We start from the raw sequence: 25,666 nt of genomic DNA, 5'->3' as shown, positions 1-25,666 counted from the left end.
TGGCCTTGCCGTACTTCCGGAGCAGGCGCTTGTCCAGGGAGCCGGCGTTGACGCCGATGCGGATCGGAGTGCCGTGGTCCTTGGCGGCCTTGGCGATCTCCTTGACCTTGTCGTCGAACTGCTTGATGTTGCCGGGGTTGACGCGGACGGCGGCGCAGCCGGCCTCGATGGCGGCGAAGACGTACTTCGGCTGGAAGTGGATGTCCGCGATCACCGGGATCTGGGACTTCTTCGCGATGGTGGCGAGGGCGTCGGCGTCGTCCTGGGTGGGGCAGGCCACACGGACGATCTGGCAGCCGGAGGCGGTCAGCTCGGCGATCTGCTGGAGGGTGGCGCCGATGTCGGACGTGCGGGTCGTGGTCATCGACTGGACCGAGACCGGCGCGTCTCCGCCGACCGCCACGCTTCCGACCTGGATCTGCCGGCTCTTCCGGCGCTCGGCGAGCTTGGTCGGAACGGACGGCATGCCGAGAGAAATCGCAGTCATCTGCTGTGCAACCCCAAGTCGTGGATCAAGGTCCGGTCCCGTGCAACGGCGGGCTCCCAGGCTTTGAGATTACGGCACCGGGCGCCGCGTCAGCACATCCCCACCCGTAAACCCACCCGATGGAATGCGGCCCGGAACCCGAGGGGTCCGGGCCGCGATGAACGACGGGTGGCTAGGAGATTTTCACCGGGTTCACCACGTCGGCGATCAGCACCAGGACGGTGAAGCAGACGAAGATCCCGGCCACCACGTACGCCACCGGCATCAGCTTGGCGACGTCGAACGGTCCGGGGTCGGGCCGGCGCAGCACGCGGGCCAGGTTCCGCCGCAGCGACTCCCACAGGGCGCCCGCGATGTGCCCGCCGTCGAGCGGGAGCAGCGGGAGCATGTTGAACAGGAACAGGGAGAGGTTGAAGCCGGCCAGCACGAACACGAACATGGCCAGCTGCTGTGAGGCGGGGATGTCCAGGGTGGCGATCTCGCCGGTGACCCGGGCGGCGCCGACGATGCCCATCGGGGAGTCCGGCTCGCGCGGGCCGTCGCCGAAGGCCGCGTCCCACAGGGCCGGGATCTTGCCGGGCAGGGCGACGAGGGAGTCGACGGCGTCACCGACCCGGTCGGTCATCCAGGTCACGGACTCGCCGAAGTCCTGTTTGACGACGCCGGTGGCGGGGCTGAAGCCGAGGAAGCCGGCCTTGACGTAGCCGTCGACGTAGTTGCCGCCGGCGTCCTTCTTGGCGACCTGGTTGGTGGCGATCCTGGCGTGCAGGGTCACCGCCCGGCCGTCGCGGTCGACGACGAAGGCGACGTTCTTCCCGGCGCTGTCCCGGATGAGGTCCGAGAGGGTGTTCCAGTCCTTGGTCGGCTTGCCGTCGAAGGAGACGATCTTGTCACCCGCCTTCATGCCGGCCTGTGCGGCGGGGGACGACGGGTCGGACTTCTTGCAGCTGTCGCGGTGCTGGCTCTGCGCGATGACGCAGGGCGAGACGGATTCCACGACCGTGGTTTCCTTCTGGATGCCGAAGCCCATCAGCACGGTGAGGAAGAGGGCGACCGCGAGCACCAGGTTCATGAAGGGGCCCGCGAACATGACGATGACCCGCTTCCACGGTTTGCGCGTGTAGAACATGCGCGTCTCGTCGCCCGGCTGGAGCTCCTCGAAGGCCGCCGAGCGGGCGTCCTCGATCATGCCGCGCCACGGGGAGGTGGAGCGGGCGGAGACCCGGCCCTGGTCGTCCGGCGGGAACATGCCGATCATGCGGATGTAGCCGCCGAGCGGGACCGCCTTGATGCCGTACTCGGTCTCGCCCTTCCTGCGTGACCAGATGGTCGGGCCGAAGCCGACCATGTACTGCGGCACGCGGATGCCGAAGAGCTTGGCCGTGGACAGGTGCCCCAGTTCGTGCCAGGCGATCGAGACGAGCAGGCCGACCGCGAAGACCACTATGCCGAGGATGAACATCAAGGTCGTCATGCACGCGCCTCCGCGGTCGCCGTCGTGGCTGTGAGTTCGCGGGCCCGGGCCCTTGCCCAGGTCTCCGCTTCGAGGACGTCCGACACCGTGAGTGAGGTTCCCGTGACCGGGGTGCCGTGCTCCTCCACCACCCGGGTGACGGTATCCATGATCCCGTTGAAGGGCAGCGCGCCGCTCAGGAAGGCCGCGACGCACTCCTCGTTGGCGGCATTGAACACCGCCGGGGCCGTGCCCGCGAGCCGCCCCACGTGCCGGGCCAGGTTCACCGAGGGGAAGGCCTCGTCGTCCAGCGGGAAGAACTCCCAGGTGGAGGCCTTGCTCCAGTCGAACGCGGGGGCCGCGTCCGGGACACGTTCGGGCCAACCCAGTCCGATGGCGATGGGCCCGCGCATGTCGGGGGGCGTCGCCTGGGCGATCGTGGATCCGTCGGTGAACTCGACCATCGAGTGGACATACGACTGCGGGTGCACGACCACCTCGATGCGGTCGAAGGGAATGTCGTAGAGGAGGTGGGCCTCGATGACCTCCAGTCCCTTGTTGACCAGGGTCGCGGAGTTGACCGTGATGACCGGGCCCATCGCCCACGTGGGGTGGGCGAGGGCGTCCGCGACGGTGACGTGTGCCAGTTCGTCCCTGGTCCGGCCGCGGAAGGGGCCGCCGGAGGCGGTGACCACGAGCTTGCGGACGTCGGCCCGGGTACCGGCGGCGAGCGCCTGGAAGAGGGCCGCGTGCTCGGAGTCCACCGGGATGATCTGGCCCGGCTTCGCGAGCGCGGTGACCAGCGGGCCGCCGACGATCAGCGACTCCTTGTTGGCGAGCGCGAGGGTGCGGCCCGCCTCCAGGGCGGCGAGGGTCGGTGCGAGGCCGATGGAGCCGGTGATGCCGTTGAGCACGGTGTGGCACGCGGAGGCGGCGACCTGGGTGGCCGCGTCGGGTCCGGCGAGGATCTCGGGCAGCGGCCGCGCACCGCCGTACTCGGCGGCGAGCGCCTCGCGCAGCGCGGGGACGACGTCCTCGCGGGCGACCGCCACGGTCCGCACCCGCAGCCGGTGCGCCTGCTCGGCGAGGAGGGCCACCCGGCCGCCGTTCGCGGACAGGGCGGTGACCCGGAAGCGGTCGGGGTTGCGCAGCACGAGGTCGATGGCCTGGGTGCCGATGGATCCGGTGGAGCCGAGGACCACCACGTCCTTGGGGCCGTCCCCGGGGGCGGGGTCGTAGACGAGGTGCGGGTCGGCGAGGGGGGCCGGACGGGCGGGACTGTCGGTCATCCCCCCATTGTGGCGGCACGCGGTGACGGCCCGGACAGCGCGTCCCTCGCTCGGGTGCGTTCAGCGGCTTTGTGGACGCACCGTGAAGATCATGTGATAACACTTCAGTCCGGGCCGGTCACCCCGGCCCGGCCGCGACTTCGCGGACGACATCCTGGGGGGATCTCTCCATGCGTACTGTGCGCATACGCGCCGCCCTGCCCGCCCTCGCCGGCGCGGCCCTGCTCACCGGCACCCTGCTCAGCACCCCGGCCCAGGCCGCCGGGGGCGTGAAGATCCACCACGTGTGGTTCGACAGCCCCGGCACGGACAACCGCTCGAACAGGAGCCTGAACGCCGAGTGGGTGCAGCTGAAGAACACCAGCGGCTCGGCGGTCTCGCTCAAGGGGTGGGTGCTGAAGGACGCCTCCAACCACAAGTACGTCTTCGGCGACGTCAAGATCGGCGCCGGGAAGTACCTGAAGGTGCACACCGGCAGCGGCTCGGACACCGCGTCGGACAAGTACCAGGACCGCCGCGCCTACGTCTGGAACAACGACAAGGACACGGCGACGCTGACCAAGGCGAGCGGCAGCAAGGTCGACACCTGCTCCTGGACGACGCGGGATCCGAGCGACACGTACTGCTAGCTCCCGAAGGGACGGCGGGCGTTCTCGCGGGCGGGGGGTCCGGGGGTCGCGTCGGCGATCCACGGCCCCTCTCCCGACGGGTCGAGGATGCCCTCCTCCAGCCAGGTGTAGGCCCCGCCGAGGACGTGCTTGACCACCTTGCGGTCCAGGTCGTCGGTGTTGGTCCACAGCCGGGCGAAGAGTTCGTCGACCCGGATGCGGGCCTGGCGGCAGAAGGCGTCGGCGAGCTGGTAGGCCTCGCGGCCGTGCTCGCCCTCGCGCCACAGCCGCTCGGCGCGGACGCAGGCCGCGCTCATCGCGAACAGTTCGGCGCCGATGTCCACGATCCGGCCGAGGAAGCCCTGCTTGGTCTCCATCCGGCCCTGCCAGCGGGACATGGCGTAGAAGGTGGAGCGGGCGAGCTTGCGAGCGGTGCGCTCGACGTGGCGCAGGTGCCCGGAGAGGTCGATGCCGTGCTTGAACTCGCCGTACGAGGTCGGCAGTTGACCCGGTCCGGCGACCAGCTTCGGCAGCCACTTGGCGTAGAAGACGCCCGCGTTCGCGCCCGCCTTCGCCTTGGCGGACAGCGGTTTGTCGGGGTCGATGAGGTCACCGGCGACCGAGAGGTGGGCGTCGACGGCCTCCCGCGCGATCAGCAGGTGCATGATCTCCGTGGAGCCCTCGAAGATGCGGTTGATGCGCAGGTCGCGCAGGATCTGCTCGGCCGGGACCGCCCGCTCGCCGCGCGCCCGCAGCGACTCGGCCGTCTCGTAGCCGCGCCCGCCCCGGATCTGGACCAGTTCGTCTGCCATCTTCCAGGCCATCTCGGAGCCGTAGAGCTTGGCGAGGGCGGCCTCGATGCGGATGTCGTTGCGGTCCTCGTCGGCCATCTGCGAGGACAGGTCGAGCACGGCTTCGAGGGCGAAGGTGGTGGCCGCGATGAAGCTGATCTTGGCGCCGACCGCCTCGTGCAGCGCGACCGGCTTGCCCCACTGCTCGCGCTCGGCCGCCCACTCGCGGGCGATCTTCAGGCACCACTTGCCGGCTCCGGCGCACATCGCGGGCAGCGACAGCCGGCCGGTGTTGAGGGTGGTGAGCGCGATCTTCAGTCCGGCGCCCTCGGGGCCGATGCGGTTGCCCGCCGGCACCCGGACCCGGTGGAAGCGGGTGACGCCGTTCTCGATGCCGCGCAGCCCCATGAAGGCGTTGCGGTTCTCGACGGTGACGCCCTCGGCAGCCGCCTCCACGACGAACGCGGTGATGCCGCCCTTGTGCCCCTCGGACTTCGGCACGCGCGCCATGACGACGAGCAGGTCGGCGACCACCCCGTTGGTGGTCCACAGCTTCACCCCGTCGAGCACGTAGTCGTCGCCGTCGGGTACGGCGGTGGTGGCCAGGCGGGCCGGGTCGGAGCCGACGTCCGGCTCGGTGAGCAGGAACGCGGAGATGTCGGTGCGGGCGCAGCGGGGCAGGAAGGCGTCCTTCTGCTCCTGGGTGCCGAACAGCTTCAGCGGCTGCGGTACGCCGATCGACTGGTGCGCGGAGAGCAGCGCGCCGACGGCGGGGCTGACGGAGCCGACCAGGGCGAGGGCCTTGTTGTAGTACAGCTGGGTGAGGCCGAGACCGCCGTACTGGGGGTCGATCTTCATGCCGAGGGCGCCGAGTTCCTTCAGGCCCGCCACGACCTCGTCGGGGATGCGGGCCTCGCGCTCGATGCGGGCGGGGTCGATCGCCGTCTCGCAGAACGCGCGCAGCTTGGCCAGGAACTCCTCGCCGCGCCGGACGGACTCGTCGTCGGGCAGCGGGTGGGGGTGGATGAGGTCGAGCCGGAAGCGCCCGAGGAACAGTTCCTTGGCGAAGCTGGGCTTGTGCCAGTCCTGCTGCCGGGCGGCCTCCGCCACCTGGCGGGCCTCGCGCTCGGTGACGGTGGTGCGTGGGGTGGTGGTGGCGGACATTCAGGCTCACCTCGCCGCGAAGAGGGACGAATGGGACCGTTCGTTACCGACCAGTGCTACTGGATCGTTGGTACCCGAAACGGGCCGACCCCACCACCCCTCGCGCGCGAACGGTGGACATGCCCGTCGGATCACCGGGGCGGGGGTGATGTACTGCGGCATGCGGGGCGCCCCGCATACCCCCGGAGCATGCTGTCGAAGCGCTTCGACAGCCTATGGACACTTCGGCCCGCCTGGAGCTAGTGTCATCCTCACCCTTACCCGTCTTGTCGGTTATGCGCGGTGTCGAAGCGCTTCACAACCCTGGGAGAGCTGGATGGTCACCCTCGCCGAGGTCGCTCAGCACGCCGGAGTCTCGGCGAGCACGGTGAGCTATGTCCTCAGCGGCAAGCGGTCCATCTCCGCGACCACCCGGCAGCGGGTCGAGCAGAGCATCCGGGAGCTGGGTTACCACCCGAACGCGGGTGCCCGCGCCCTGGCCGGCAAACGGTCCAACATCATCGCGCTGATGGTCCCCCTGCGCACCGACATGTACGTGCCGGTGATGATGGAGATCGCCATCGCGGTGGCCACTACGGCCCGGGCGCACGGCTACGACGTCCTGCTGCTCACCGGCGAGGAGGGGCCCGACGCGGTGCGCCGGGTCACCGGCAGCGGTCTCGCCGACGCGATGATCCTGATGGACGTCGAGCTGGAGGACGAGCGGCTGCCGCTGCTGCGTGGCGGGGATGCCCCCGGTCGAGCGACGTCGGGACCGGGGGACGAACAGCCCTCGGTCCTCATCGGTCTGCCCGCCGACACCACCGGGCTGACCTGCGTGGACCTGGACTGGAGCGCGACCGGCGCGCTGTGCGTGGAGCATCTGGCGGGGCTCGGGCACCGCGACATCGCTGTCATAGGCGAGGCCCCGGCGGTCTACGAGCGGCACACCGGCTTCGCCGAGCGCACCCTGGACGGTCTGCGCTCCCGCGCCCGGGAGACGGGCGTGCGGGTGCTGCACCGGCCGTGCGAGGGCGGGTACGACGCCCTGGCCCTCACCCTGGCCCGGATCTTCGACGAGCGGCCCGGGACGACCGGGTTCGTGGTGCAGAACGAGTCGGCGGTGGAACCGCTGCTCGCGCTGCTGCGCCAGCAGGGCCGGGCCGTGCCCGAGGACGTGTCCGTGGTCGCGATCTGCCCGGACCAGGTCGCCGTCCAGGCCTCGGTACGGCTGACCTCGGTCGCCATCCCCGCCCAGGAGATGGGCCGGCGCGCGGTGGAGCACCTGGTGGCCAAGCTGGACGGGCGGGGCGGCGACGAGGTCGTGCTGCTCACGCCCGAGCTGACGGTACGGGCGAGTTCGGGGCCGGCACCGGCCGCGCCCTGACCACCCGCCGGGCACGCCCGGTACACCTCCGCCCGATCTCCTGCCCGCACGCTCTGCCCGCTGCGCCGACCGCGCCTCCGCCCGCTGTTCCACTCCGCACTTCTGCCTGCTGCCCCTGTCTTGGGCCCCAGCCTCGGGAGCATGCCGTGAACCAGCCTGTCGTCGCGCGGTCCAAGGTCGGTCTCGCGCAGTCCTCCCCCACCGCCGGCACGTTCCGGGAGCGGGACGGGGCGCTGGAGTGGAGCGGCCGTCAGGAGACGGTGCGGATCGAGCCGTGGGGTCCGGACGCGGTCCGGGTGCGCGCCCGGCTCGGCGGCCCGGTGCTGGAGGGCCTGCCGGGCGCGCTCCTCGACGCCCCGCCCGCCCGGGACGGCACGGTCGGGATCGGTGACGGCGGGGCGCGGATGACCGTCGGCGCGCTCACCGTCGAGGTGACCGCCGAGGGCCTGCTCCGCTTCCTGTGCACCGACGACCGCGCCGAGCTGCTCGCCGAGGAGCGTGCCCACTTCTGGTGGCCGGGTTCCCGCCTGTACACGGCGGTCGGCAACGGACACCACCGGCTGGAGCAGCGGTTCGCCGCCTACGAGGGCGAGAAGCTGTACGGCTCGGCCGGCACCAGCACGGCCGGCTGGACCAGAAGGGCCTGGTGCTGGACCTGGTGCAGCGCAACGCCGAGGTGAGCGTGCCGGTGCTGGTGTCCAGCCGGGGGCTACACCCCGCTCTGGACCAACCCGGCTGCCGGCCGCGTGGAGCCGGCCGGCAACGGCACCCGGCAGATCGACTACTGGATCACGGCCGGCACCCCGGCGGACGGCCAGCGCGCCTACACGGCGGTGACCGGGCGGTCGCCGATGCTCCCGGAGTGGGCGGCGGGCTTCTGGCAGTGCAAGCTGCGCTACCGCACCCAGGACGAACTCCTCGCCGTGGCCCGCGAGTACCGGCGCCGGGGCCTGCCCCTCCCGGCGATCGTCTGCGACTTCTTCCGCTGGACCCACCTCGGCGAGTGGAAGTTCGACCCGAAGGAGTGGCCCGACCCGGCGGCGCTGGTGCGCGAGCTGGAGGACACGGGCGTCAAGCTGGTCGTCCCCGTCTGGCCGTCGGTGTCCCCGTCTGGCCGTCGGTGTCCCCGCTGTCCGAGAACCACGCGGTGATGGAGCAGCGCGGCTGGTTCATCGGCACCCAGTACGGCCCGCCGGCGCACGCGGACTGGCCGGACAAGGAGGTCGCCTCGACCGTGCGGGTGGCGTTCCACGACGCGACGAACCCGGAGGCCCGCGACTTCCTCTGGTCCCGCGTCCGCGACAACTACCTGACCCCGTACGGCATAAGTCCCCCTTGCCGCACTGGAGTTCTGGGACGCGGCCGAGGGCGGATGGCGCCTGGAAGAGGGCCCGTACGAACTCCTGCTGGGCGCGTCCAGCGAGGACGTGCGCCTGCGGACGACCGTCCACGTCGAGGGCCGGCCCCCGGCCGCCCGCCCGGTGCTCGAACGGGGCCTGGCCGGCGCCGACTTCGACGAGCAGTCCGGTGTCGCGATCGTGGACCGGACGAGGACGGCGGGCGATTCGGTGACCCCGGCCCGCGACGGCACGGCCGAACTGGTCTACCGCGCCTGCGACTTCGGCGCGGGTGTGCGCGAGGTGACCGCGCGGGTGGCGGGCGAGGGCACCCTGGAACTCGCCCTGGACGGCGGCCCGGTGCTGGCGGCGCTCACCCCGGACACGCCCACGGACGGCCCGTACGCGTACACGGACCTGACCGCCGGGCTGGTCGCCGACGGTGTCCACGACGTCCGCCTCAGGCTGCGCGGCCCGCTGCGGCTCGCGCACGTCGGCTTCTCCGGTTGAGGGTCCGAGAGGAGACCGTCGCCCGGCGGGGGCCCGGCACCGGAAGGCAGCGGCGCCGGACCCCTCCGGAACGGCGGGGGTGCGGGGGACGTGCCCTGTCACCACTAGCGGACCACGATGACCACGGTGCCTCCATTGCCGAACCCGTGGTCGAAGCCGTGATCGAAGCCGTGATCGAAGCCGTGGTCAAAGCCGTGGTCAAAGCGATGGTCGAAGCAGCTCCAGCCGTGCTGGCCCCAGCACCAGTCGTCGGTGACCCGGGTGGGCACGGCAGTGGCTGCCGCCGAAGCCGTGCCCGTTGCACCGATCGCGGCGCCGCCGACCATCACCAGGCCGGCCGCGGACACCGCGAAGAGGCGCCTCGCGCGTGATGCTCGCATGATGGCTCTCCTTCTTCCCTCAGGGTGCGGTCCTACTTCCTGTACGTCCGCGGAGCCCTTCCGGATTGCCTCGGCGAGCGGAAGCGGCGAACGGCCGCAGCCCCCGCACAGTGGGCTGCGGCCGTTCTGTTCCTGACCTGTCCGTGGCAGGTCAGAGCGCGAGACCGGTGAGGACCAGCACGCGCTCGTAGGTGTAGTCCTCCATCGCGAACCGCACGCCTTCGCGGCCCACACCGGACTGCTTGACGCCGCCGTACGGCATCTGGTCGGCGCGGTAGGACGGGACGTCGCCGATCACCACACCACCGACCTCCAGGGCGCGGTGGGCACGGAAGGCGACCTGGAGGTCGTGGGTGAACACGCCCGCCTGGAGGCCGTACTTGGAGTCGTTGACCGCGGCGAACGCCTCGGCCTCGCCGTCGACCTTCTGCACGGTGAGGACGGGTCCGAAGACCTCCTCGCAGGAGAGGGTCGCCCCGGCCGGTACGTCGGTGAGCACGGTCGGCGCGTAGGAGGCGCCGTCGCGGTCACCGCCGGTGAGCAGCGTGGCGCCGGCCTCGACCGCCTCCTTGACCCAGGACTCGACGCGCTTGGCGGCGTCCTCGCTGACCAGCGGGCCGACGTCGGTCTTCGGGTCGGACGGGTCACCGGTGACCTGGGCCTCGACGGCGGCGACGATCCGCGGCACCAGCCGGTCGTACACGGAGGCGTCGGCGATCACGCGCTGCACCGAGATGCAGGACTGGCCGCCCTGGTAGTTGGAGAAGGTCGCGATGCGGGTCGCGGCCCAGTCCAGGTCGGCGTCGGAGGCGTAGTCGCCGAGGACGACCGCGGCTCCGTTGCCGCCCAGCTCCAGCGTGCAGTGCTTGCGCGGCACCGAGTCCATGATCGCGTAACCGACCTTCTCGGAACCGGTGAAGGAGATGACCGGCAGGCGCTCGTCCTGGACCAGGGCGGGCATCTTGTCGTTCGGCACCGGCAGGATGCTCCACGAACCGGCCGGCAGGTCGGTCTCGGCGAGCAGGTCACCGATGATCAGGCCGGACAGCGGGGTGGCCGGGGCCGGCTTCAGGATGATCGGGGCGCCGGCGGCGATGGCCGGGGCGACCTTGTGGGCGCACAGGTTCAGCGGGAAGTTGAACGGCGCGATGCCGAGCACGACACCCTTCGGGAATCGGCGGGTGAGCGCGAGCCGGCCCTGGCCGCCGGCGTCGGTGTCGAGCCGCTGGGCCTCGCCGCCGTTGAATCGCCGGGCCTCCTCGGCCGCGAACCGGAACACGGAGACGGCACGGCCGACCTCGCCCCGGGCCCACTTGATCGGCTTGCCGTTCTCGACGGAGATCAGCTGGGCGATCTCCTCGGTGCGCTCGGCCAGCCGCTTGCTGACGTGGTCGAGAGCGGCGGCGCGGACGTGCGCCGGGGTGGCGGCGAAGTCCTCGCGGACGGCGTACGCGGCGGCCACGGCCTCCTCGACCTGGGCGTCGGACGGCACGCTGACCTTGCCGACGAGCCGGCCGTCCCACGGGGAGGTGACGTCGAAGGTGTCCTCGCCGGTGGCCTGGCGGCCGGCGAGCCAGAAGGCATGGGTGGAAGTCATGTACGAGTCCCGGCCCTTCCGCGTTGGAGGTGTGTCGCTTGGCTTGCGTGGTCCACGGTAGGGCGGGGGCGGCCGGGGGGCGTTTGTCCGAGTCGTAGCAGTGGACGGACCAGGCACTACTGATTGGACTACTCGGCGCCCCACACCGCTCCGCACTACTCCGTGGACGTCGCCTTCAGGGCGAGCCACAGCTCCATCCGCACGTCCGGATCGTCCAGGCTGCGCCCCAGGATCTCCTCGACCCTGCGCATCCGGTACCGCAGCGTGTGCCGGTGCACCCCCAGGTCGGCCGCCGCCGCGTCCCACTGCCCGTGCCGCGACAACCACGCCCGCAGCGAGGCGACCAAGTCTCCCCGGCCGGTGGCGTCGTGCTCGCGCAGCGCCCGCAGCAACCCGTCGGCGAACGCCTTCACCGCGTCGTCGGCCAGCAGCGGGAGGACCGACCCGGCGGCCAGTTGCTCGTGCTCCACGAACACCCGCCCCCGCCGCCGCGCCACCGACAGCGCCTGCTCGGCCTGCTTGTACGCCGCCGCCGCCGCGATCGGCCCGGCGGGCGCGGACAGGCCGACGACCAGCGTGTCCTCCTCCGCCCGCCCCTGCTCCGCCACCGCCCGGTCGGCCTCCCGCACCGCGGCGTGATCGACACAGGCGGCCACCGCCGCGCCCCCGTCGGCGGCCAGCACCACCAGCCGCTCCCCCTCGGGTACGACCAGCACGGCCTCCCCGGCCCGCGCCGCCGCGCTCTCCACGGTCTCCGCGAGCTCGCCCAGCGGTTCGCCCGCCGGGCCGGACCCGGACTCGGCGACGATCATCCGGAACGGAGCGTCCAGCAGCTCGCCGTACAGGTCACCGGCGACGGCCCGCGCGTGGTCGGGCTCGCCCGCGAGGAGCATGCGCAGCACCGCCGCGCCGACGCGCTGCTCGGCGGCGTGCAGGGAGCGGGAGCGTTCGGTGGTGAGGGTGAGCAGGGCGATGGCCGAGTGGACGGCGTACCGTTCGGCGGTGCCGAGCGCGGCGGCCGTGCCCACGGCGAGCGCGGCGCGCGGGCGGCGGCCGGTGCCGAGGCTGTGCAGCTCCACCCGGTCCTCGTGCTCGGGTCCGCCGACGACGGAGGACGCGGGCGCGGGCCGCTCCCGCAGCCGCTCCACCTCGGTGGTGAGCCGGGCGGCGCGGCGGCCGGCCCACTCGGGCGCGGCGGCGACGACGGAGCCCGAGGCGTCGTACAGCGCGGCCCAGCCGTCGACCTGGGCGGCGAGCGCGGTGAGCACCCCTTCCGGGCCGGCGTTCAGCGCCTGTCTGGTCAGCTCGCGCTGGGCGGCGAAGCCCGCGGTGACGGCCCGGTACTGGTCGGCGGCGATGGCGGCGGAGACGGCCTTGCTGATGGCGAGGAAGGGGGTGCGGCGGGGCACCTCCAGCAGCGGCAGCCCTTCCCGCGCACAGGCGTCGACGAGGGCGTCGGGGATCTCCTCGTAGTTGACCCCGACGGCGAACCCCAGCCCGACCACCCCCGCGCCGACGAGCCGCCGCACATAGCGCCGCATGGCCTCGGGATCCTCCGCGTCCAGCTTGAGCGCGGTGATCAGCAGCAGCTCGCCGCCCTCCATGTAGGGGACGGGGTCGGCCAGCTCGCTGACGTGCGCCCAGCGCACGGGCACGTCCAGACGGTCCTCGCCCGCGCGCACGGTCAGCTTGAGCGCGGAGTGGTGGACGAGCGAGGCGAGAGTCGGGGGCATGGGGCCTTCACGGTGAGGGAGATCCGTCGATCCCGGTGATCTTTTGGCCGCCGTGTATGAACGACCCACCCTGATTCTGCCTCACCGTACGGTCCCGCGCTGGCCCCTCACCCCCGCAGATCCACCAGCAACGGCGGCGCGTGCTCCCCCTCCACGGTGGTCAACGACAACACGGCATGCCCCGGCGGCACCCCATGAGCCAACTCGGAAGCCGACCACCGCTCCCGCTCGACCTGACGCACGGTGACGGCACGGGCGGTGGGCGCCTGGCCGGTGATGACCCGGCGCAGCATGTGCACGGCCTTGCCGGCCGGGGTCTCGGCGATGATCTGCCGGTCGGTGACGTCCCGGGTCTCGGTCCACTCCTTGCCCCACACCTCGGCGAAGTCCTGACCGTCCCAGGGGGTGAGCCCGGACAGCGCCATCCGGCAGCCCGCGGCGCCCAGCAGCGGGCCGCGCAGCGGCCGGGGGGCGTCGTCCAGGGTGCGCAGCGTGAGCACCGTGCCGGCGTTGGCGCTGCGCAGCCGCTGGATGCCGCGTACGGCCTCCGGGGTGACGACCCCGGAGGCGTCGTCGAGCAGCAGGCAGGCGAAGAGCGACCGGTCCTCCCGCACCGTCACGGAGGCCGTGAACTGGGCGAGCACCAGCCGGGCCAGGATCCGGGAGGCGTCGGCGTGACCGCGCTGGGGCAGGTCGATGCGGACCCGGACCGGGTGGTCGAGGGCCTTCAGGGAGAACGGCCGGCTCTGTCCGGAGGTGTCGAAGAAGGCGGCGAAGGCGGGCCGGTCGAGCAGGGCGATCCGGTCGGCGAGGACCGTGCCGACGTCGCCCGGGTGGGCCATCTGCCGCTCCCGGGCGTCGAGTTCCCTGAGCAGGGACGCGTGCCCGGTGTCGGTCAGGCCCTTGCGCAGCGCGGCCAGCGGGCCGGGGGCGCCGTCGAGCAGTTGTCGCAGCTCCGGTACGGAGGGGAAGCGGTCGTGGACGGCGCGGAACGGGCCGAGCAACTGGGCGAGGACGGTGGTGGAGCGGCGGCTGTCGCTGCCGGGGTGCGGGTCCGCGAGGTCGCCGACAAGGGCCTCGGCGAGTATGGCGGCGGCCTCGTCGGGGTCGGTTGTGCCGCCGTAGAGGTCGAGGTCGTACGCGGAATCGGGGTGGCCGACGCGGACGACGACGTCGTAGGCCTCGGCCGGGCCGAGCCCGGCGCCCGCCGCGCCGACCACCACGACCGACGCGCGGCCGGCCAGGGCGTGCAGGCACAGGGACTCGGCGAGCGGTCGCACCACGGCACCGGTCTTCCCGGAGCCGGCGGGGCCGACGGCGAGCAGGGAGGTGCCGAGCAGGTCGGGGCCGAGGGCGAGGCCGGCGCCGCGGTAGTGGTACGGGTTGCGGGGGTCGTCGGCGGTGGTGCCGAGCCGGACCTGTCCGGTGAGCAGGTCGTGGCGGGCGTGCCGGGCGGGCAGGTCGCGCTCGCCGGAGGGGTGCAGGCAGGCGGCGGCGCCGTCCTTCAGCACGGCGCCGCTGAAGGTGGCCAGGCTGTGCCGGCCCGACCGCACGCCCTGCCAGGCCCTGCTGATCCGCGCGTGATCCACGTCCCGCATGAGGCCCGCCTTCGCCTCGCCGGCAAGCCGCTCAGCAGCCTCATAGGCCCCGGCCTGCCGCAGCTGCGGCCATTCGGCGGGGTCTTGTTCGGGGGTGGGCGGGCGCTCGGCCACGGGCGCGGCGGGCCGCCAGGCGCTCGGCCCGTAGCGGCGCCAGACCTCGCCCCAGCGGCCCAGGCGGCCGACGACGAGCAGGATGCCGAGGGCGATCACGGTGTAGTACGAGTACCAGAGGACGGCGTTGCCGACGGCGTCGTTGCCCTGACGCCAGGAGTCGGGGGTGAACAGCTCCAGTGGCAGCACCCACCAGGCTCCGAGGTAGCCGTTCCACAGCAGGGACCACACCAGCCAGCCCACGAGGAAGGCGATCAAGGCACCGCTGATCAGTTGCCGGGACGGGATCTGATCGGGCTCCTGCTCGGGCCGGGGCCGGTGCCCGAAGCGCCACACGCCCGGCGGTGCCTCAGGACGGGGGGTCCGCAGCCAGGCGAGGAAGACGGAGCCGTCCGGCTTCGGCGGTGCGCCGGGCGGCACCGAGGGCGCCGGCGGCACCCCAGGCGGCATAGGCGGCCCCCCCGCCCCCTCCGGCGCCGCCATGGGCCGCGGTAGTGGGTTGGCGTGCGTGCCGCGTGTGTCGCGCGTCGCGTCGCTGTCCATCGACCTTGCCCCCTGACCAGCCGTTCCGTCCGTCGTCAGCGAGTCAATCTAACGCCCCGGCAGGGGGAGTTCACCGCTTACGTGGCCGTAAGGAGCCGTACCGCCCGGCCAGGCTATGTCCACGGCGGACAACGGGGCTCGCCGACAACTCCCACATGGAGCATGCCCACCCTCCGGAACCGGTCTTAGCCTGCGAGAAAAGAAGGTATGCGTCCGAAAACGCACCGCCCGGAACCGCCCGGGACCGCCCGGTACGCAAGATCATCAGGGAGCCCCCCATGACCGCACTTCCGCAGGAGCGCCGCGTCGTCACCGCCATCCCCGGCCCGAAGTCGCAGGAGCTGCAGGCCCGCCGTACCGCCGCGGTCGCCCAGGGCGTGGGCTCCGTGCTGCCCGTGTTCACCGCGCGCGCGGGCGGCGGGATCATCGAGGACGTCGACGGCAACCGGCTGATCGACTTCGGCTCCGGTATCGCCGTGACGAGCGTCGGCGCCTCCGCCGAGGCCGTGGTGCGCCGCGCGAGCGCCCAGCTCGCCGACTTCACCCACACCTGTTTCATGGTCACCCCGTACGAGGGCTACGTGGAGGTCGCGGAGGCGCTCGCCGAGCTGACCCCGGGTGACCACGCCAAGAAGTCCGCGCTGTTCAACTCCGGCGCCGAGGCCGTCGAGAACGCCGTCAAGATCGCGCGTGCCTACACCAAGCGGCAGGCCGTGGTGGTGTTCGACCACGGCTACCACGGGCGGACCAACCTCACCATGGCGCTGACGGCGAAGAACATGCCGTACAAGCACGGGTTCGGGCCGTTCGCGCCCGAGGTGTACCGGGTGCCCGTCGCGTACGCGTACCGCTGGCCGACCGGCCCGGACAACGCCGGCCCGGAGGCCGCCGCGCAGGCCATCGACCAGATCACCAAGCAGGTCGGCCCGGACAACGTCGCCGCGATCATCATCGAGCCGGTCCTCGGCGAGGGCGGCTTCATCGAGCCCGCCAAGGGCTTCCTGCCGGCGATCCGCCAGTTCGCCGCCGACAACGGCATCGTCTTCGTCGCCGACGAGATCCAGTCCGGTTTCTGCCGGACCGGGCAGTGGTTCGCGTGCGAGGACGAGGGCGTCGTGCCCGACCTGATCACGACCGCCAAGGGCATCGCCGGCGGTCTGCCGCTCGCCGCCGTGACCGGGCGCGCCGAGATCATGGACGCCGCGCACGCCGGTGGGCTCGGTGGTACGTACGGCGGCAACCCGGTCGCGTGCGCCGGTGCGCTCGGCGCCATCGAGACGATGAAGGAGCTGGACCTCAACGGCAAGGCCAAGCGCATCGAGGAGATCATGAAGGGTCGCCTCACCGCCATGGCCGAGAAGTTCGACGTCATCGGTGACGTGCGCGGACGTGGTGCCATGATCGCGATCGAGCTGGTCAAGGACCGCGCCACCAAGGAGCCGAACCCGGAGGCCACCGCCGCGCTCGCCAAGGCCTGCCACGCCGAGGGCCTGCTGGTCCTGACCTGCGGCACCTACGGCAACGTGCTCCGCTTCCTGCCGCCGTTGGTCATCGGCGAGGACCTGCTGAACGAGGGCCTCGACATCATCGAGCAGGCGTTCGCCCGCATCTGAGCCGCGCATCCGGCCCGCGCATCCACCGCGCATCTGAGCGGAGGGTCCGCACCTCTGAAGGCGCCTGCGGCAGGCCGTGTGAAGAAGGTGTGCGGGGTGGATGACGGGAGCGGATTCCGTCTGCCAAACCGCCGCCGCCTGCCGTAGGTTCTCCTCAGATGAGAGATACACCCGCCCACAGGGGACTGCGGGCGGACACCGGGCCGGGGCCTCCCCAGCTTCGACCTGGTCGTGCCCTCGCGCACACAACCGGCGCCTGACGGCTCCGGGATCTCCTCACCGATCGGACGGTCGCCGCCCCAAACCCCCCGGGGCGCGCGACGTTCCGATCCGGACGGCCGCCTCGGAACCACCCCCCCTGTTCCGGGGCGGCCGACCTCCTTCCCCGCGACCGTCTGCCAAGCTGGGCCCATGTTGCTCCTGGTCCTCCCGGCGGTCGTCCTCGCCCTCGTCACCTGGCAGGTCGCCGCCGACGGGCCGCTGCTCCGGCTGGACGCGGACGTCAGCCGGGCCCTCGTCCACCCGGACCGGTCCTCCCAGCTGCTCTCCGACCTCGGCAACGTCCAGGTCGCCCTCCCCGTGCTCGCCGTGGCCCTCGGGTACGCCGCCTGGCGGGGCCGGGCCGCGGGTGCCGGGCGGTGGTGGCTGCCGCCGCTCGCCGCGGCCCTGGTGATGGCGCTGGTCCCGGCGGTCGTCGTCCCGCTGAAGGAGTGGACGGCCCGGCCGGGGACACCGGTGGTGCCCCCGGGGACGGGCTACTTCCCGTCCGGTCACACCGCGACGGCCGCGGTCGCGTACGGTTCCGCGACCCTGCTCCTCCTGCCCTGGCTCCGCTCCCCCGCCGCCCGCCGCGTCCTGGTCACCGGGTGCGCCGCCCTCGTCCTCGGGGTGTCGTACGGCCTGGTCCGCCACGGCTGGCACTGGCCGCTGGACGTGGTGGCCAGCTGGTGCCTGGGCACGGTGCTGCTGGCCGCCCTGTCCCTCGTGCTCAGCCGAAGTACGCGTCGAAGTTCTTCTGGAACTCCCAGTTCGCGTAGCGGTCCCAGTTCACCGACCACGTCATCAGGCCCCGCAGCGCGGGCCAGGTCCCGTGGGTGGCGTACGAGCCGCAGTTCGTCCTCTTCGTCAGGCAGTCCAGGGTCTTGGTGACCTCGGACGGGGAGACGTAGCCGTTGCCCGCGTTGGTCGACGCGGGCATGCCGATCGCGACCTGGTCGGGGCGCAGCGGCGGGAAGACGTTGTCCGGGTCGCCGGCGACCGGGAAGCCGGTGAGGAGCATGTCGGTCATGGCGATGTGGAAGTCGGCGCCGCCCATGGAGTGGTACTGGTTGTCCAGGCCCATGATGGGGCCGGAGTTGTAGTCCTGGACGTGCAGCAGGGTCAGGTCGTCGCGCAGGGCGTGGATGACCGGGAGGTAGGCGCCGCAGCGCGGGTCCTGGCCGCCCCACTTGCCGGTGCCGTAGTACTGGTAGCCGTTCTGCACGAAGAAGGTCTCCGGGGCCATCGTGAGGACGAACTTCGCGCCGTACTTGGCCTTCAGGGTCTTCAGTGCCGAGATGAGGTTCACGATCACGGGGGTGGTCGGGTTCTTGAAGTCCGTGTCGTTCGCGTTCAGGGACAGCGAGTGGCCCTCGAAGTCGATGTCCAGGCCGTCGAGGCCGTAGGTGTCGATGATCTTCGAGACGGAGGCGACGAAGGTGTCGCGGGCCGCGGTCGTGGTCAGCTGGACCTGGCCGTTCTGGCCGCCGATCGAGATCAGGACCTTCTTGCCGGCGGCCTGCTTTGCCTTGACGGCCGCCTTGAAGTCGGCGTCGCTCTCCACGTTCGGGCACTCGGTGACCGGGCAGCGGTTGAAGCGGATGTCCCCGGAGGTGACCGAGGTGGGCTCGCCGAAGGCCAGGTCGATGACGTCCCAGCTGTCGGGGACGTCGGCGAGGCGGGTGTAGCCGGCGCCGTTGGCGAAGCCGGCGTGCAGGTAGCCGACGAGGGCGTGGGCGGGCAGGTCGGACGAGCCGCCACCGCCGCCGGCGCTGGTCGTCGCGGTCACGACCGCGGATCTCGCGGACTCGCCGGCGTCGTTCGCGGCGGTGACCTGGAAGCTGTACGCCGTCGAGCCCGCGAGGCCGGAGACGGTGGCCGAGGTGCCGGTCACGGTCTGGACCTTGGTGCCGTCGCGGTAGACCGCGTAGCCGGTCGCGCCGGTCACCGCGGACCAGGACAGTCCGACGGAGGACGAGGTCACGGTGGTGGTCCGCAGGCCGGCGGGGGCGGCGGGCGGCTGTGTGGTGCCGCTGCCGCCGGGGCCGACGAGGGTGAGGTCGTCGGCGTGGTAGGCGCCGGTGCCGTACCAGCCGTGGGTGTAGATCGTGACCTTGGTGGTGGCCGCCCCGGTACGGAAGGTGGTGCTCAGCTGCTGCCAGTCGGGGGCCGACTGGGTCCAGGTGGAGACGTCGGTGGTGCCGGTGCCGCTCGCGCCGAGGTAGACGTAGGAGCCACGGACGTAACCGGACAGGGTGTACTGCGCGTTCGGCTGGACGGTCACCGTCTGGGAGCACTGGGCGTTGTCGCTGCCGGCCGGGGTGGCCCGGAGCGCCGAACTCCCGCTGTGCACGGGGGAGGTGACGGTGGTGCCGGCGGTGCAGGTCCAGCCGGTGAGGCCGGACTCGAAGCCGCCGTTGACCGCGACGTCCGCGTCGGCCGCGTGGGCGGCCGACGAGAGCGCGGTGATGCCGGGCACGGCCAGCAGTGCGGCCGTGAGCGCGGCGAGGACGGATCTGGGGCGTCTGGCGCGGTCCACGAGGGCCTCCGGGTGCCGGGGAGTTGGAGGGGCGGAGCGCACACAACTTGGTCCAGACCAATCCGATTGTCAAGGTGTCGGGGCGCTACCCGTTCCCGCTCCTCTCCCTCGCCGCCCCCGCCGCCGCCTCGTGCAGGGCCAGTTCCAGCAGCGCCGGGTCGGTCAGCGTGCCCGAGCCGTCCGGCGGCACCAGCCAGCGCACGCCCCGGGCCGCCCGGCCGGGATGTGGCACGACGATCCAGGTGCCGGCCCCGGCGGCCTTGATCCCGGTGCCGAGCCAGCGGGCCGCGGTGCCCGGGGGCACGAGGAACCCGACCCGGCTGTCGCCGAAGTCGACGAGCACGGGGCCGAGTCGGTCGAGGAGCCGGGTGAGCACGTCGAGGGTCGCGTAGCCGAGGTCACCCGGCAGGATCAGGACGTCCCACGCCTTGCCGGCGGGCAGCAGCGCGACCCCGAGGGGGTCGCGCTCCCACTCCCGGCGACAGGCCGCGGGGTCCGGTGCGACGGATGCCAGCCATTCGACCGCCGTCTTCGCCCCAGTCATGAGAAGGCCTCCCTTTCTCTCGTGGACGCGGTCGCGTCACGAGGGAGAGGGAGGTCCTGCGGGAGCATTACGCGGGTTCGGGCGACGTGTTGCGGCGACCCGGGTCAGCCCGGGACTAACTGTCGAAGCCCAGTCCCAGCCGGTCCATCGTCCGCAGCCACAGGTTCCGGCGGCCCCCGTGGGCGTCCGCGCGGGCCAGGGACCACTTGGTGAGGGCGATGCCCGTCCAGGCGAAGGGCTCCGGCGGGAACGGCAGCGGCTTCTTGCGGACCATCTCCAGTTCGGTCCGCTCGGTGCGCTCCCCGTCCAGCAGGTCGAGCATCACGTCCGCGCCGAACCGGGTCGCGCCGACGCCGAGGCCGGTGTAGCCCGCCGCGTAGGCCACGCGGCCCTGGTGGGCGGTGCCGAAGAACGCCGAGAAGCGGGAGCAGGTGTCGATCGCGCCGCCCCAGGCGTGGGTGAAGCGGACGCCCTCCAGCTGCGGGAAGCACGTGAAGAAGTGGCCCGCGAGCTTGGCGTACGTCTCGGGCCGGTCGTCGTACTCGGCGCGGACCCGGCCGCCGTAGGGGTAGATCGCGTCGTAGCCGCCCCACAGGACGCGGTTGTCGGCGGACAGCCGGAAGTAGTGGAACTGGTTCGCCGAATCCCCGAGCCCCTGCCTGTTCTTCCAGCCGATCGACGCGAGCTGGCCGGCGGTCAGCGGCTCGGTCATCAGGGCGTAGTCGTAGACCGGGACGGTGTACGACCGCACGCGGCGCAGCAGGCTCGGGAAGATGTTCGTGCCGAGCGCGACCTTGCGGGCGCGGACGGCGCCGTACGGGGTGCGTACGGCCATCCCGGCGCCGTAGCTCTTCAGCGTCAGGGCGGGGGTGTGCTCGTACACCCGCACCCCGAGCTTCAGGCAGGCCTTCTTCAGGCCCCACGCCAGCTTGGCCGGGTGGAGCATGGCCACGCCCCGGCGGTCCCACAGGCCGGCCTCGAAGGTGGGCGAGTTCACCTGCTCGCGCACCGCGTCGGCGTCGAGGAACTCGATGCCGTCCGCGAGTCCCTTCTCCTGGAGCTCCCGGTGCCAGTCGCGCAGTTCCCAGGCCTGGTAGGTCTCGGTGGCGACGTCGATCTCGCCGGTGCGTTCGAAGTCGCAGTCGATGCCGTGCCGGGCGATCGCCGCCTCGATCCCGTCGAGGTTGCGCCGCCCCAGCTCCTCCAGCCTGTGGATCTCGCCGGGCCAGCGGGCCAGGCCGTTGGGCAGGCCGTGCGTGAGGGAGGCGGCGCAGAAGCCGCCGTTGCGGCCGGAGGCGGCCCAGCCCACCTCGCGGCCTTCCAGCAGCACCACATCGCGCCGCGGGTCGCGCTCCTTGGCGTTCAGCGCGGCCCACAGCCCGCTGTAGCCGCCGCCGACCACGAGCAGGTCGCAGGTCTCCGCGGAGGTGAGGGCGGGCTCGGCGGGTGGCTTGCCGGGGTCTTCCAGCCAGTACGGGACCGGCTGGGCTTCGGAGAGAGAGGCGATCCAGTTGTCTTTGCCACGGCTCATGGCGCTTGGGGCCATGATTTCAACTCCCTACAGAGGACGTTCCGCGAAAGGGCTCATGCCTTTTGCTTGTTCCGGCGATTGCTGACGACCATCGACGTCAGCACGAAGAGGACGGCGATCAGGAACATGGCCGTACCGATCACGTTGATCTGGACGGGCGTTCCACGCTGGGCCGAGCCCCACACGAACATGGGGAAGGTGACGGTCGAGCCCGCGTTGAAATTGGTGATGATGAAATCGTCGAAGGAGAGCGCGAACGACAGCAGCGCGCCCGCGGCGATCCCGGGTGCCGCGATGGGCAGGGTGACCCGCAGGAAGGTCTGCACGGGACCGGCGTACAGGTCCCGGGCGGCCTCCTCCAGACGCGGGTCCATCGACATCACGCGCGCCTTGACCGCGGTGACGACGAAGCTCAGGCAGAACATGATGTGGGCGATGAGGATCGTCCAGAAGCCCAGCTGGGCGCCCATGTTGAGGAACAGGGTGAGCAGCGAGGCGGCCATGACGACCTCGGGCATGGCCATCGGCAGGAAGATCAGCGAGTTGACGGCGCCGCGCGCGCGGAAGCGGTAGCGGACCAGCGCGAAGGAGATCATCGTGCCGAGGATCGTGGCGCCGACCGTCGCCCAGACGGCGATCTGGAGGCTGAGGGACAGCGAGCCGCACATGTCGGCGACGCCGCAGGGGTCCTTCCAGGCGTCCGTGGAGAACCGCTGCCATTCGTAGTTGAAGCGCCCCTTCGGTTTGTTGAAGGAGAACACCGTGACGATGACGTTCGGCAGCAGGAGATAGGCGAGCGTCAGCAGTCCGGCGATGACGACGAGATGGCGCTTGAGCCAGGTGACGAAGGGCATTTAGACCAGATCCTCCGTCCCGGACCGGCGGATGTAGAGCGTGACCATGGCCAGGATCGCGGCCATGAGGATGAAGGAGAGGGCCGCGGCCGTCGGGTAGTCCAGAATCCGCAGGAACTGCGTCTGGATGACGTTGCCGATCATGCGGGTGTCGGTGGAGCCGAGGAGTTCGGCGTTGACGTAGTCACCGGCCGCCGGGATGAAGGTCAGCAGCGTCCCGGAGACCACGCCCGGCATGGACAGCGGGAAGGTGACCTTGCGGAAGGTGGTCCACGGCTTGGCGTACAGGTCGCCGGCCGCCTCGTGCAGCCGCCCGTCGATCCGCTCCAGCGAGGTGTACAGCGGCAGGATCATGAACGGCAGGAAGTTGTACGTCAGGCCGCAGACGACCGCGAGCGGGGTGGCCAGGACGCGGTCGCCGGCCGTCCAGCCGAGCCAGTTGGTGAGGTCCAGGACGTGCAGCGAGTTCAGGGTGTGCACGACCACGCCGTTGTCCGCGAGGATCGTCTTCCAGGCCAGGGTGCGGATCAGGAAGCTGGTGAAGAACGGCGCGATCACCAGGATCATGATCAGGTTGCGCCAGCGGCCCGCGCGGAAGGCGATGAGATAGGCCAGCGGGTAGCCGAGCAGCAGGCACAGCACGGTCGCGGCGGCGGCGTAGAAGACGGACCGCAGGAACTGCGGCCAGTACGCGGACAGGGCGTCCCAGTAGGTCGCGAAGTGCCAGGTGACCTTGTAGCCCTCCTCCAGGGAGCCCTGCTGCACGGAGGTGGATGCCTGGTAGAGCATCGGCAGCGCGAAGAAGACGATCAGCCACAGGATGCCGGGCAGCAGCAGCCAGTAGGGCGTGAACCGGCCGCGCTTGCGCGGGGGCTTCTTGGCGGGTTCGGCGGGGGCGAGGGGCGGGGGCGCCTCGGTGAGCGTCGACATCAGGCGGCGACCTCTTCCTCGGTGCCCGCGGAGCCCACTGTCCCGGCAAGCAGGGACTGGGCCGCGTCGAGACCGAAGGTGTGCGCCGGGCTCCAGTGCAGCACCACGTCGGCGCCGGGGACGAGCCGGCCGTCCCGCTCGACGTTCTGCACGTACACCGCCAGCTCGTCGCAGACCGGGCTGTCGACGACGTACTGCGTGGAGACGCCGATGAAGCTCGCGTCGGCGATCTTGCCGGTGAGGCGGTTGCGGCCCTCCGGGATCTCCCCCGCGTCGTCGGCGTGCGTGAGCGAGATCTTCTCCGGGCGGATGCCGACCAGCACCTTGCCGCCGGCCGTCGTCGGGGCGGAACATCGCGCCTCGGGCAGCACCAGCTTGCCGCCGCCCGCCCTGAGCACGATGTCGTCGCCGTTCTTCGTGTCGACCTCGGCCTCGATGAGGTTGGAGGTGCCGAGGAAGTTCGCGACGAAGGTGCTCTGCGGGTTCTCGTACAGGTCGGCGGGCGAGCCGAGCTGCTCGACCCGGCCGCCGTTCATCACGGCGACCGTGTCGGCCATGGTCATGGCCTCCTCCTGGTCGTGCGTGACGTGGATGAAGGTGATGCCGACCTCGGTCTGGATGCGCTTGAGCTCCAGCTGCATCTGGCGGCGCAGCTTCAGGTCCAGGGCGCCGAGCGGCTCGTCCAGCAGGAGCACCTTGGGGTGGTTGATCAGCGCGCGGGCCACGGCGACGCGCTGCTGCTGGCCGCCGGAGAGCTGGTGCGGTTTCTTGCGCGCCTGCTCGCCGAGCTGGACCAGCTCCAGCATGTCCTCCACCTGCTTCTTCACGCTCTTGATGCCGCGCCGGCGCAGGCCGAAGGCGACGTTCTCGAAGATGTCGAGGTGCGGGAAGAGGGCGTAGGACTGGAAGACCGTGTTCACCGGCCGTTTGTACGGCGGCAGGTGGGTGACGTCCTGGTCGCCGAGCCGGACCGTGCCCGTCGTGGGCTCCTCCAGGCCGGCGATCATGCGCAGGGTGGTGGTCTTGCCGCAGCCGGAGGCGCCGAGCAGGGCGAAGAAGGAGCCCTCGGGCACGGTCAGCTCCAGCGGGTGCACGGCGGTGAAGGAGCCGTACGTCTTGGAGATGCCGGAGAGGCGGACGTCGCCGCTGTTGTCTGATGTCGTCTTCATCGTCGTCACGCCCCTGTGAGCTTCGCGAACTTCTCTTCGTAGGCCGTCTCTTCCTTCGGGCTCAGGGAGCGGAAGGCGTGGGACTTCGCCTGCGTGGCCTTGTCGGGGACGATCAGCGGGTTGTCCGCCGCGTCCTTGTCGATCTTCGCAAGGTACGGCTTCACCCCGTCGACCGGCGTCACGTAGTTGATGTAGGCGGCGAGCGCGGCGGCCTGCTCGGGTTCGTAGTAGAAGTCCATGAGCCGCTCGGCGTTCGTCTTGTGCCGCGCCCTGTTGGGGACGCACATGTTGTCGGTCGAGGTCATGTAGCCGCTGTCGGGGATGACGAAGTCGACGTCCGGGCTGTCCGCCTTGAGCTGGACCACGTCCCCGGCCCAGGCGAGGCAGGCGGCGAAGTCGCCCTTGGTCAGGTCGGAGGTGTAGTCGTTGCCGGTGAAGCGGCGGATCTGGCCCTTGTCGACGGCCTTCTGGAGGCGGGCGGTCACCGCGTCGAAGTCGTCGTCGCTGAACTTCGCCGGGTCCTTGCCCATGTCGAGCAGGGTCATGCCGATGGAGTCCCGCATCTCCGACAGGAAGCCCACGCGCCCCTTGAGCCTGGGGTTGTCGAGCAGGTCGGAGACCGACTTCACCTCGATGCCGTCGAGCGCCTTCTTGTTGTAGGCGATCACGGTGGAGATGCCCTGCCAGGGGTACGAGTACGCCCGCCCGGGGTCCCAGTCGGGGTTGCGGAACTGGGGCGAGAGGTTGGTGTAGGCGTGCGGCAGGTTGGACGGGTCCAGCTTCTGCACCCAGCCGAGGCGGATCAGCCGGGCGGCCAGCCAGTCGGTGAGGACGAGGATGTCGCGGCCGGTGTCCTGGCCCGCGGCGAGCTGCGGCTTGATCTTGCCGAAGAACTCGTTGTTGTCGTTGATGTCCTCGGTGTAGTTGACCGTGATCCCGGTCCGCCGCTGGAAGGTCTCCAGGGTGGGGTGGTGCTTGCCGCTGTCGTCGACGTCGATGTACTCGGTCCAGTTGGAGAAGTTGACGACCTTTTCCTGGGCGGAGTGGTCCTGGGCGGAGGTGCCGCCCTGGGTCCTGCCCGCCGCGGGGATCCCGCAGCCGCTCAGCGCCCCGAGGCCGCCGGCGGCGAGCGCGCCGCCCGCGGACGCCCGCAGCAGCGACCGGCGGGTCAGGGCGGCCCTGCCGTTGCGCATACTGCGCCGCAGGGCGGCCACTTGGGGCGGGGTGAGGCGGTCGGGCTCGTACTGCTCCATGCGCG

18 protein-coding genes and 3 pseudogenes are annotated in these 25,666 nt (G+C 71.5%); 6 read left to right on the top strand and 15 right to left on the bottom strand.

The annotated features are described in order from the left end of the window. The 3 genes from IE273_RS32615 to dxr form a co-directional block, all read right to left on the bottom strand. A partial coding sequence (locus IE273_RS32615; protein ID WP_189818747.1) for a flavodoxin-dependent (E)-4-hydroxy-3-methylbut-2-enyl-diphosphate synthase occupies positions 1-487 on the bottom strand: 487 nt, incomplete at its 3' end. Between the two features lie 172 nt (positions 488-659). Beyond that, positions 660-1,961: a M50 family metallopeptidase gene (locus tag IE273_RS32610; protein WP_014675338.1), complete on the bottom strand. Its 1,302-nt coding sequence runs from the start codon at positions 1,959-1,961 to the stop codon at positions 660-662. Next, on the bottom strand, positions 1,958-3,229 hold the full coding sequence (dxr, locus tag IE273_RS32605; RefSeq protein WP_189818746.1) for a 1-deoxy-D-xylulose-5-phosphate reductoisomerase: 1,272 nt from the start codon (positions 3,227-3,229) through the stop codon (positions 1,958-1,960). The genes IE273_RS32610 and dxr overlap by 4 nt, the downstream gene beginning before the upstream one ends. Positions 3,230-3,399: 170 nt before the next feature. Here dxr and IE273_RS32600 point away from each other — a divergent pair, with 170 nt between their 5' ends. Further along, complete coding sequence (locus IE273_RS32600; RefSeq protein ID WP_189818745.1) at positions 3,400-3,858, top strand: lamin tail domain-containing protein; 459 nt, start codon at positions 3,400-3,402, stop codon at positions 3,856-3,858. On the opposite strand, the gene IE273_RS32595 is transcribed toward IE273_RS32600, so the two are convergent. Continuing rightward, the gene (locus tag IE273_RS32595; protein WP_189818744.1) at positions 3,855-5,792 is read right to left on the bottom strand and encodes an acyl-CoA dehydrogenase family protein; all 1,938 of its coding nucleotides are present in this window, start codon (positions 5,790-5,792) and stop codon (positions 3,855-3,857) included. The genes IE273_RS32600 and IE273_RS32595 overlap by 4 nt on opposite strands. A gap of 316 nt (positions 5,793-6,108) precedes the next feature. Between IE273_RS32595 and IE273_RS32590 the strand changes: the two genes are divergently transcribed. The 3 genes and pseudogenes from IE273_RS32590 to IE273_RS32580 form a co-directional block, all read left to right on the top strand. Then, positions 6,109-7,158, top strand: a complete 1,050-nt coding sequence (locus IE273_RS32590) for a LacI family DNA-binding transcriptional regulator (RefSeq protein WP_189818743.1) — start codon at positions 6,109-6,111, stop codon at positions 7,156-7,158. Positions 7,159-7,304: 146 nt separating this feature from the next. Next, positions 7,305-8,488, top strand: a pseudogene (locus IE273_RS32585) (TIM-barrel domain-containing protein); the annotation flags it as partial. Continuing rightward, positions 8,487-9,005: pseudogene (locus IE273_RS32580) on the top strand (carbohydrate-binding protein); the annotation flags it as partial. The pseudogenes IE273_RS32585 and IE273_RS32580, both read left to right, overlap by 2 nt. A gap of 104 nt (positions 9,006-9,109) precedes the next feature. Here the strand turns inward: IE273_RS32580 and IE273_RS32575 are convergent. From IE273_RS32575 to IE273_RS32560, 4 genes are all read right to left on the bottom strand, one after another. After that, positions 9,110-9,385, bottom strand: a complete 276-nt coding sequence (locus tag IE273_RS32575) for a hypothetical protein (RefSeq protein ID WP_189818742.1) — start codon at positions 9,383-9,385, stop codon at positions 9,110-9,112. Positions 9,386-9,536: 151 nt separating this feature from the next. Then, positions 9,537-10,982 carry an aldehyde dehydrogenase family protein gene (locus IE273_RS32570; protein ID WP_189818741.1) on the bottom strand — a complete coding sequence of 482 codons (1,446 nt, stop codon included), beginning with the start codon at positions 10,980-10,982 and terminating at the stop codon, positions 9,537-9,539. A gap of 155 nt (positions 10,983-11,137) precedes the next feature. Beyond that, positions 11,138-12,715 (bottom strand): PucR family transcriptional regulator, encoded by a 1,578-nt coding sequence (locus tag IE273_RS32565; protein WP_189818740.1) that lies wholly within the window; start codon positions 12,713-12,715, stop codon positions 11,138-11,140. Between the two features lie 107 nt (positions 12,716-12,822). Beyond that, positions 12,823-14,970: an ATP-binding protein gene (locus IE273_RS32560; RefSeq protein ID WP_189818739.1), complete on the bottom strand. Its 2,148-nt coding sequence runs from the start codon at positions 14,968-14,970 to the stop codon at positions 12,823-12,825. Between the two features lie 278 nt (positions 14,971-15,248). Between IE273_RS32560 and gabT the strand changes: the two genes are divergently transcribed. Beyond that, a complete protein-coding gene (gabT, locus tag IE273_RS32555; protein WP_189818738.1) occupies positions 15,249-16,583 on the top strand; it encodes a 4-aminobutyrate--2-oxoglutarate transaminase in 1,335 nt (444 codons plus the stop codon). 411 nt (positions 16,584-16,994) lie between these two features. Beyond that, a pseudogene (locus tag IE273_RS32550) lies at positions 16,995-17,519 on the top strand (phosphatase PAP2 family protein); the annotation flags it as partial. Positions 17,520-17,571: 52 nt separating this feature from the next. Here IE273_RS32550 and IE273_RS32545 read toward each other — a convergent pair. The 7 genes from IE273_RS32545 to IE273_RS32515 form a co-directional block, all read right to left on the bottom strand. Then, complete coding sequence (locus tag IE273_RS32545; RefSeq protein ID WP_189818737.1) at positions 17,572-19,380, bottom strand: chitinase; 1,809 nt, start codon at positions 19,378-19,380, stop codon at positions 17,572-17,574. An 85-nt stretch (positions 19,381-19,465) separates the two neighbouring features. Beyond that, on the bottom strand, positions 19,466-19,924 hold the full coding sequence (locus IE273_RS32540) for a hypothetical protein (protein ID WP_189818736.1): 459 nt from the start codon (positions 19,922-19,924) through the stop codon (positions 19,466-19,468). Between the two features lie 115 nt (positions 19,925-20,039). After that, the gene (locus IE273_RS32535; protein ID WP_189818735.1) at positions 20,040-21,470 is read right to left on the bottom strand and encodes an NAD(P)/FAD-dependent oxidoreductase; all 1,431 of its coding nucleotides are present in this window, start codon (positions 21,468-21,470) and stop codon (positions 20,040-20,042) included. Positions 21,471-21,508: 38 nt separating this feature from the next. Further along, positions 21,509-22,309: an ABC transporter permease gene (locus IE273_RS32530; protein WP_014675321.1), complete on the bottom strand. Its 801-nt coding sequence runs from the start codon at positions 22,307-22,309 to the stop codon at positions 21,509-21,511. Further along, positions 22,310-23,239 (bottom strand): ABC transporter permease, encoded by a 930-nt coding sequence (locus IE273_RS32525; RefSeq protein WP_189818734.1) that lies wholly within the window; start codon positions 23,237-23,239, stop codon positions 22,310-22,312. Then, complete coding sequence (locus IE273_RS32520) at positions 23,239-24,408, bottom strand: ABC transporter ATP-binding protein (protein ID WP_189818733.1); 1,170 nt, start codon at positions 24,406-24,408, stop codon at positions 23,239-23,241. The genes IE273_RS32525 and IE273_RS32520 overlap by 1 nt, the downstream gene beginning before the upstream one ends. A gap of 5 nt (positions 24,409-24,413) precedes the next feature. Beyond that, positions 24,414-25,661 carry a polyamine ABC transporter substrate-binding protein gene (locus IE273_RS32515; protein WP_189818732.1) on the bottom strand — a complete coding sequence of 416 codons (1,248 nt, stop codon included), beginning with the start codon at positions 25,659-25,661 and terminating at the stop codon, positions 24,414-24,416. Positions 25,662-25,666: the final 5 nt, after the last annotated feature.

Source organism: Streptomyces olivaceoviridis (genome assembly GCF_014650115.1).
GTDB lineage: Bacteria > Actinomycetota > Actinomycetes > Streptomycetales > Streptomycetaceae > Streptomyces > Streptomyces olivaceoviridis.
Note: the sequence above shows the minus strand (reverse complement) of the source record. Positions and strands in the feature narration are given on the sequence as shown.

What these genes read in the sequence shown, in the direction of transcription:
- IE273_RS32575 (WP_189818742.1), bottom strand. Translation starts at nt 9,385, where the DNA reads ATGCGAGCATCACGCGCGAGGCGCCTCTTCGCGGTGTCCGCGGCCGGC.
- IE273_RS32520 (WP_189818733.1), bottom strand. Translation starts at nt 24,408, where the DNA reads ATGAAGACGACATCAGACAACAGCGGCGACGTCCGCCTCTCCGGCATC.
- IE273_RS32525 (WP_189818734.1), bottom strand. Translation starts at nt 23,239, where the DNA reads ATGTCGACGCTCACCGAGGCGCCCCCGCCCCTCGCCCCCGCCGAACCC.
- IE273_RS32515 (WP_189818732.1), bottom strand. Translation starts at nt 25,661, where the DNA reads ATGGAGCAGTACGAGCCCGACCGCCTCACCCCGCCCCAAGTGGCCGCC.
- IE273_RS32610 (WP_014675338.1), bottom strand. Translation starts at nt 1,961, where the DNA reads ATGACGACCTTGATGTTCATCCTCGGCATAGTGGTCTTCGCGGTCGGC.
- IE273_RS32540 (WP_189818736.1), bottom strand. Translation starts at nt 19,924, where the DNA reads ATGACTGGGGCGAAGACGGCGGTCGAATGGCTGGCATCCGTCGCACCG.
- IE273_RS32600 (WP_189818745.1), top strand. Translation starts at nt 3,400, where the DNA reads ATGCGTACTGTGCGCATACGCGCCGCCCTGCCCGCCCTCGCCGGCGCG.
- IE273_RS32570 (WP_189818741.1), bottom strand. Translation starts at nt 10,982, where the DNA reads ATGACTTCCACCCATGCCTTCTGGCTCGCCGGCCGCCAGGCCACCGGC.
- IE273_RS32565 (WP_189818740.1), bottom strand. Translation starts at nt 12,715, where the DNA reads ATGCCCCCGACTCTCGCCTCGCTCGTCCACCACTCCGCGCTCAAGCTG.
- IE273_RS32590 (WP_189818743.1), top strand. Translation starts at nt 6,109, where the DNA reads ATGGTCACCCTCGCCGAGGTCGCTCAGCACGCCGGAGTCTCGGCGAGC.
- IE273_RS32535 (WP_189818735.1), bottom strand. Translation starts at nt 21,470, where the DNA reads ATGGCCCCAAGCGCCATGAGCCGTGGCAAAGACAACTGGATCGCCTCT.
- gabT (WP_189818738.1), top strand. Translation starts at nt 15,249, where the DNA reads ATGACCGCACTTCCGCAGGAGCGCCGCGTCGTCACCGCCATCCCCGGC.
- dxr (WP_189818746.1), bottom strand. Translation starts at nt 3,229, where the DNA reads ATGACCGACAGTCCCGCCCGTCCGGCCCCCCTCGCCGACCCGCACCTC.
- IE273_RS32530 (WP_014675321.1), bottom strand. Translation starts at nt 22,309, where the DNA reads ATGCCCTTCGTCACCTGGCTCAAGCGCCATCTCGTCGTCATCGCCGGA.
- IE273_RS32595 (WP_189818744.1), bottom strand. Translation starts at nt 5,792, where the DNA reads ATGTCCGCCACCACCACCCCACGCACCACCGTCACCGAGCGCGAGGCC.
- IE273_RS32560 (WP_189818739.1), bottom strand. Translation starts at nt 14,970, where the DNA reads ATGGACAGCGACGCGACGCGCGACACACGCGGCACGCACGCCAACCCA.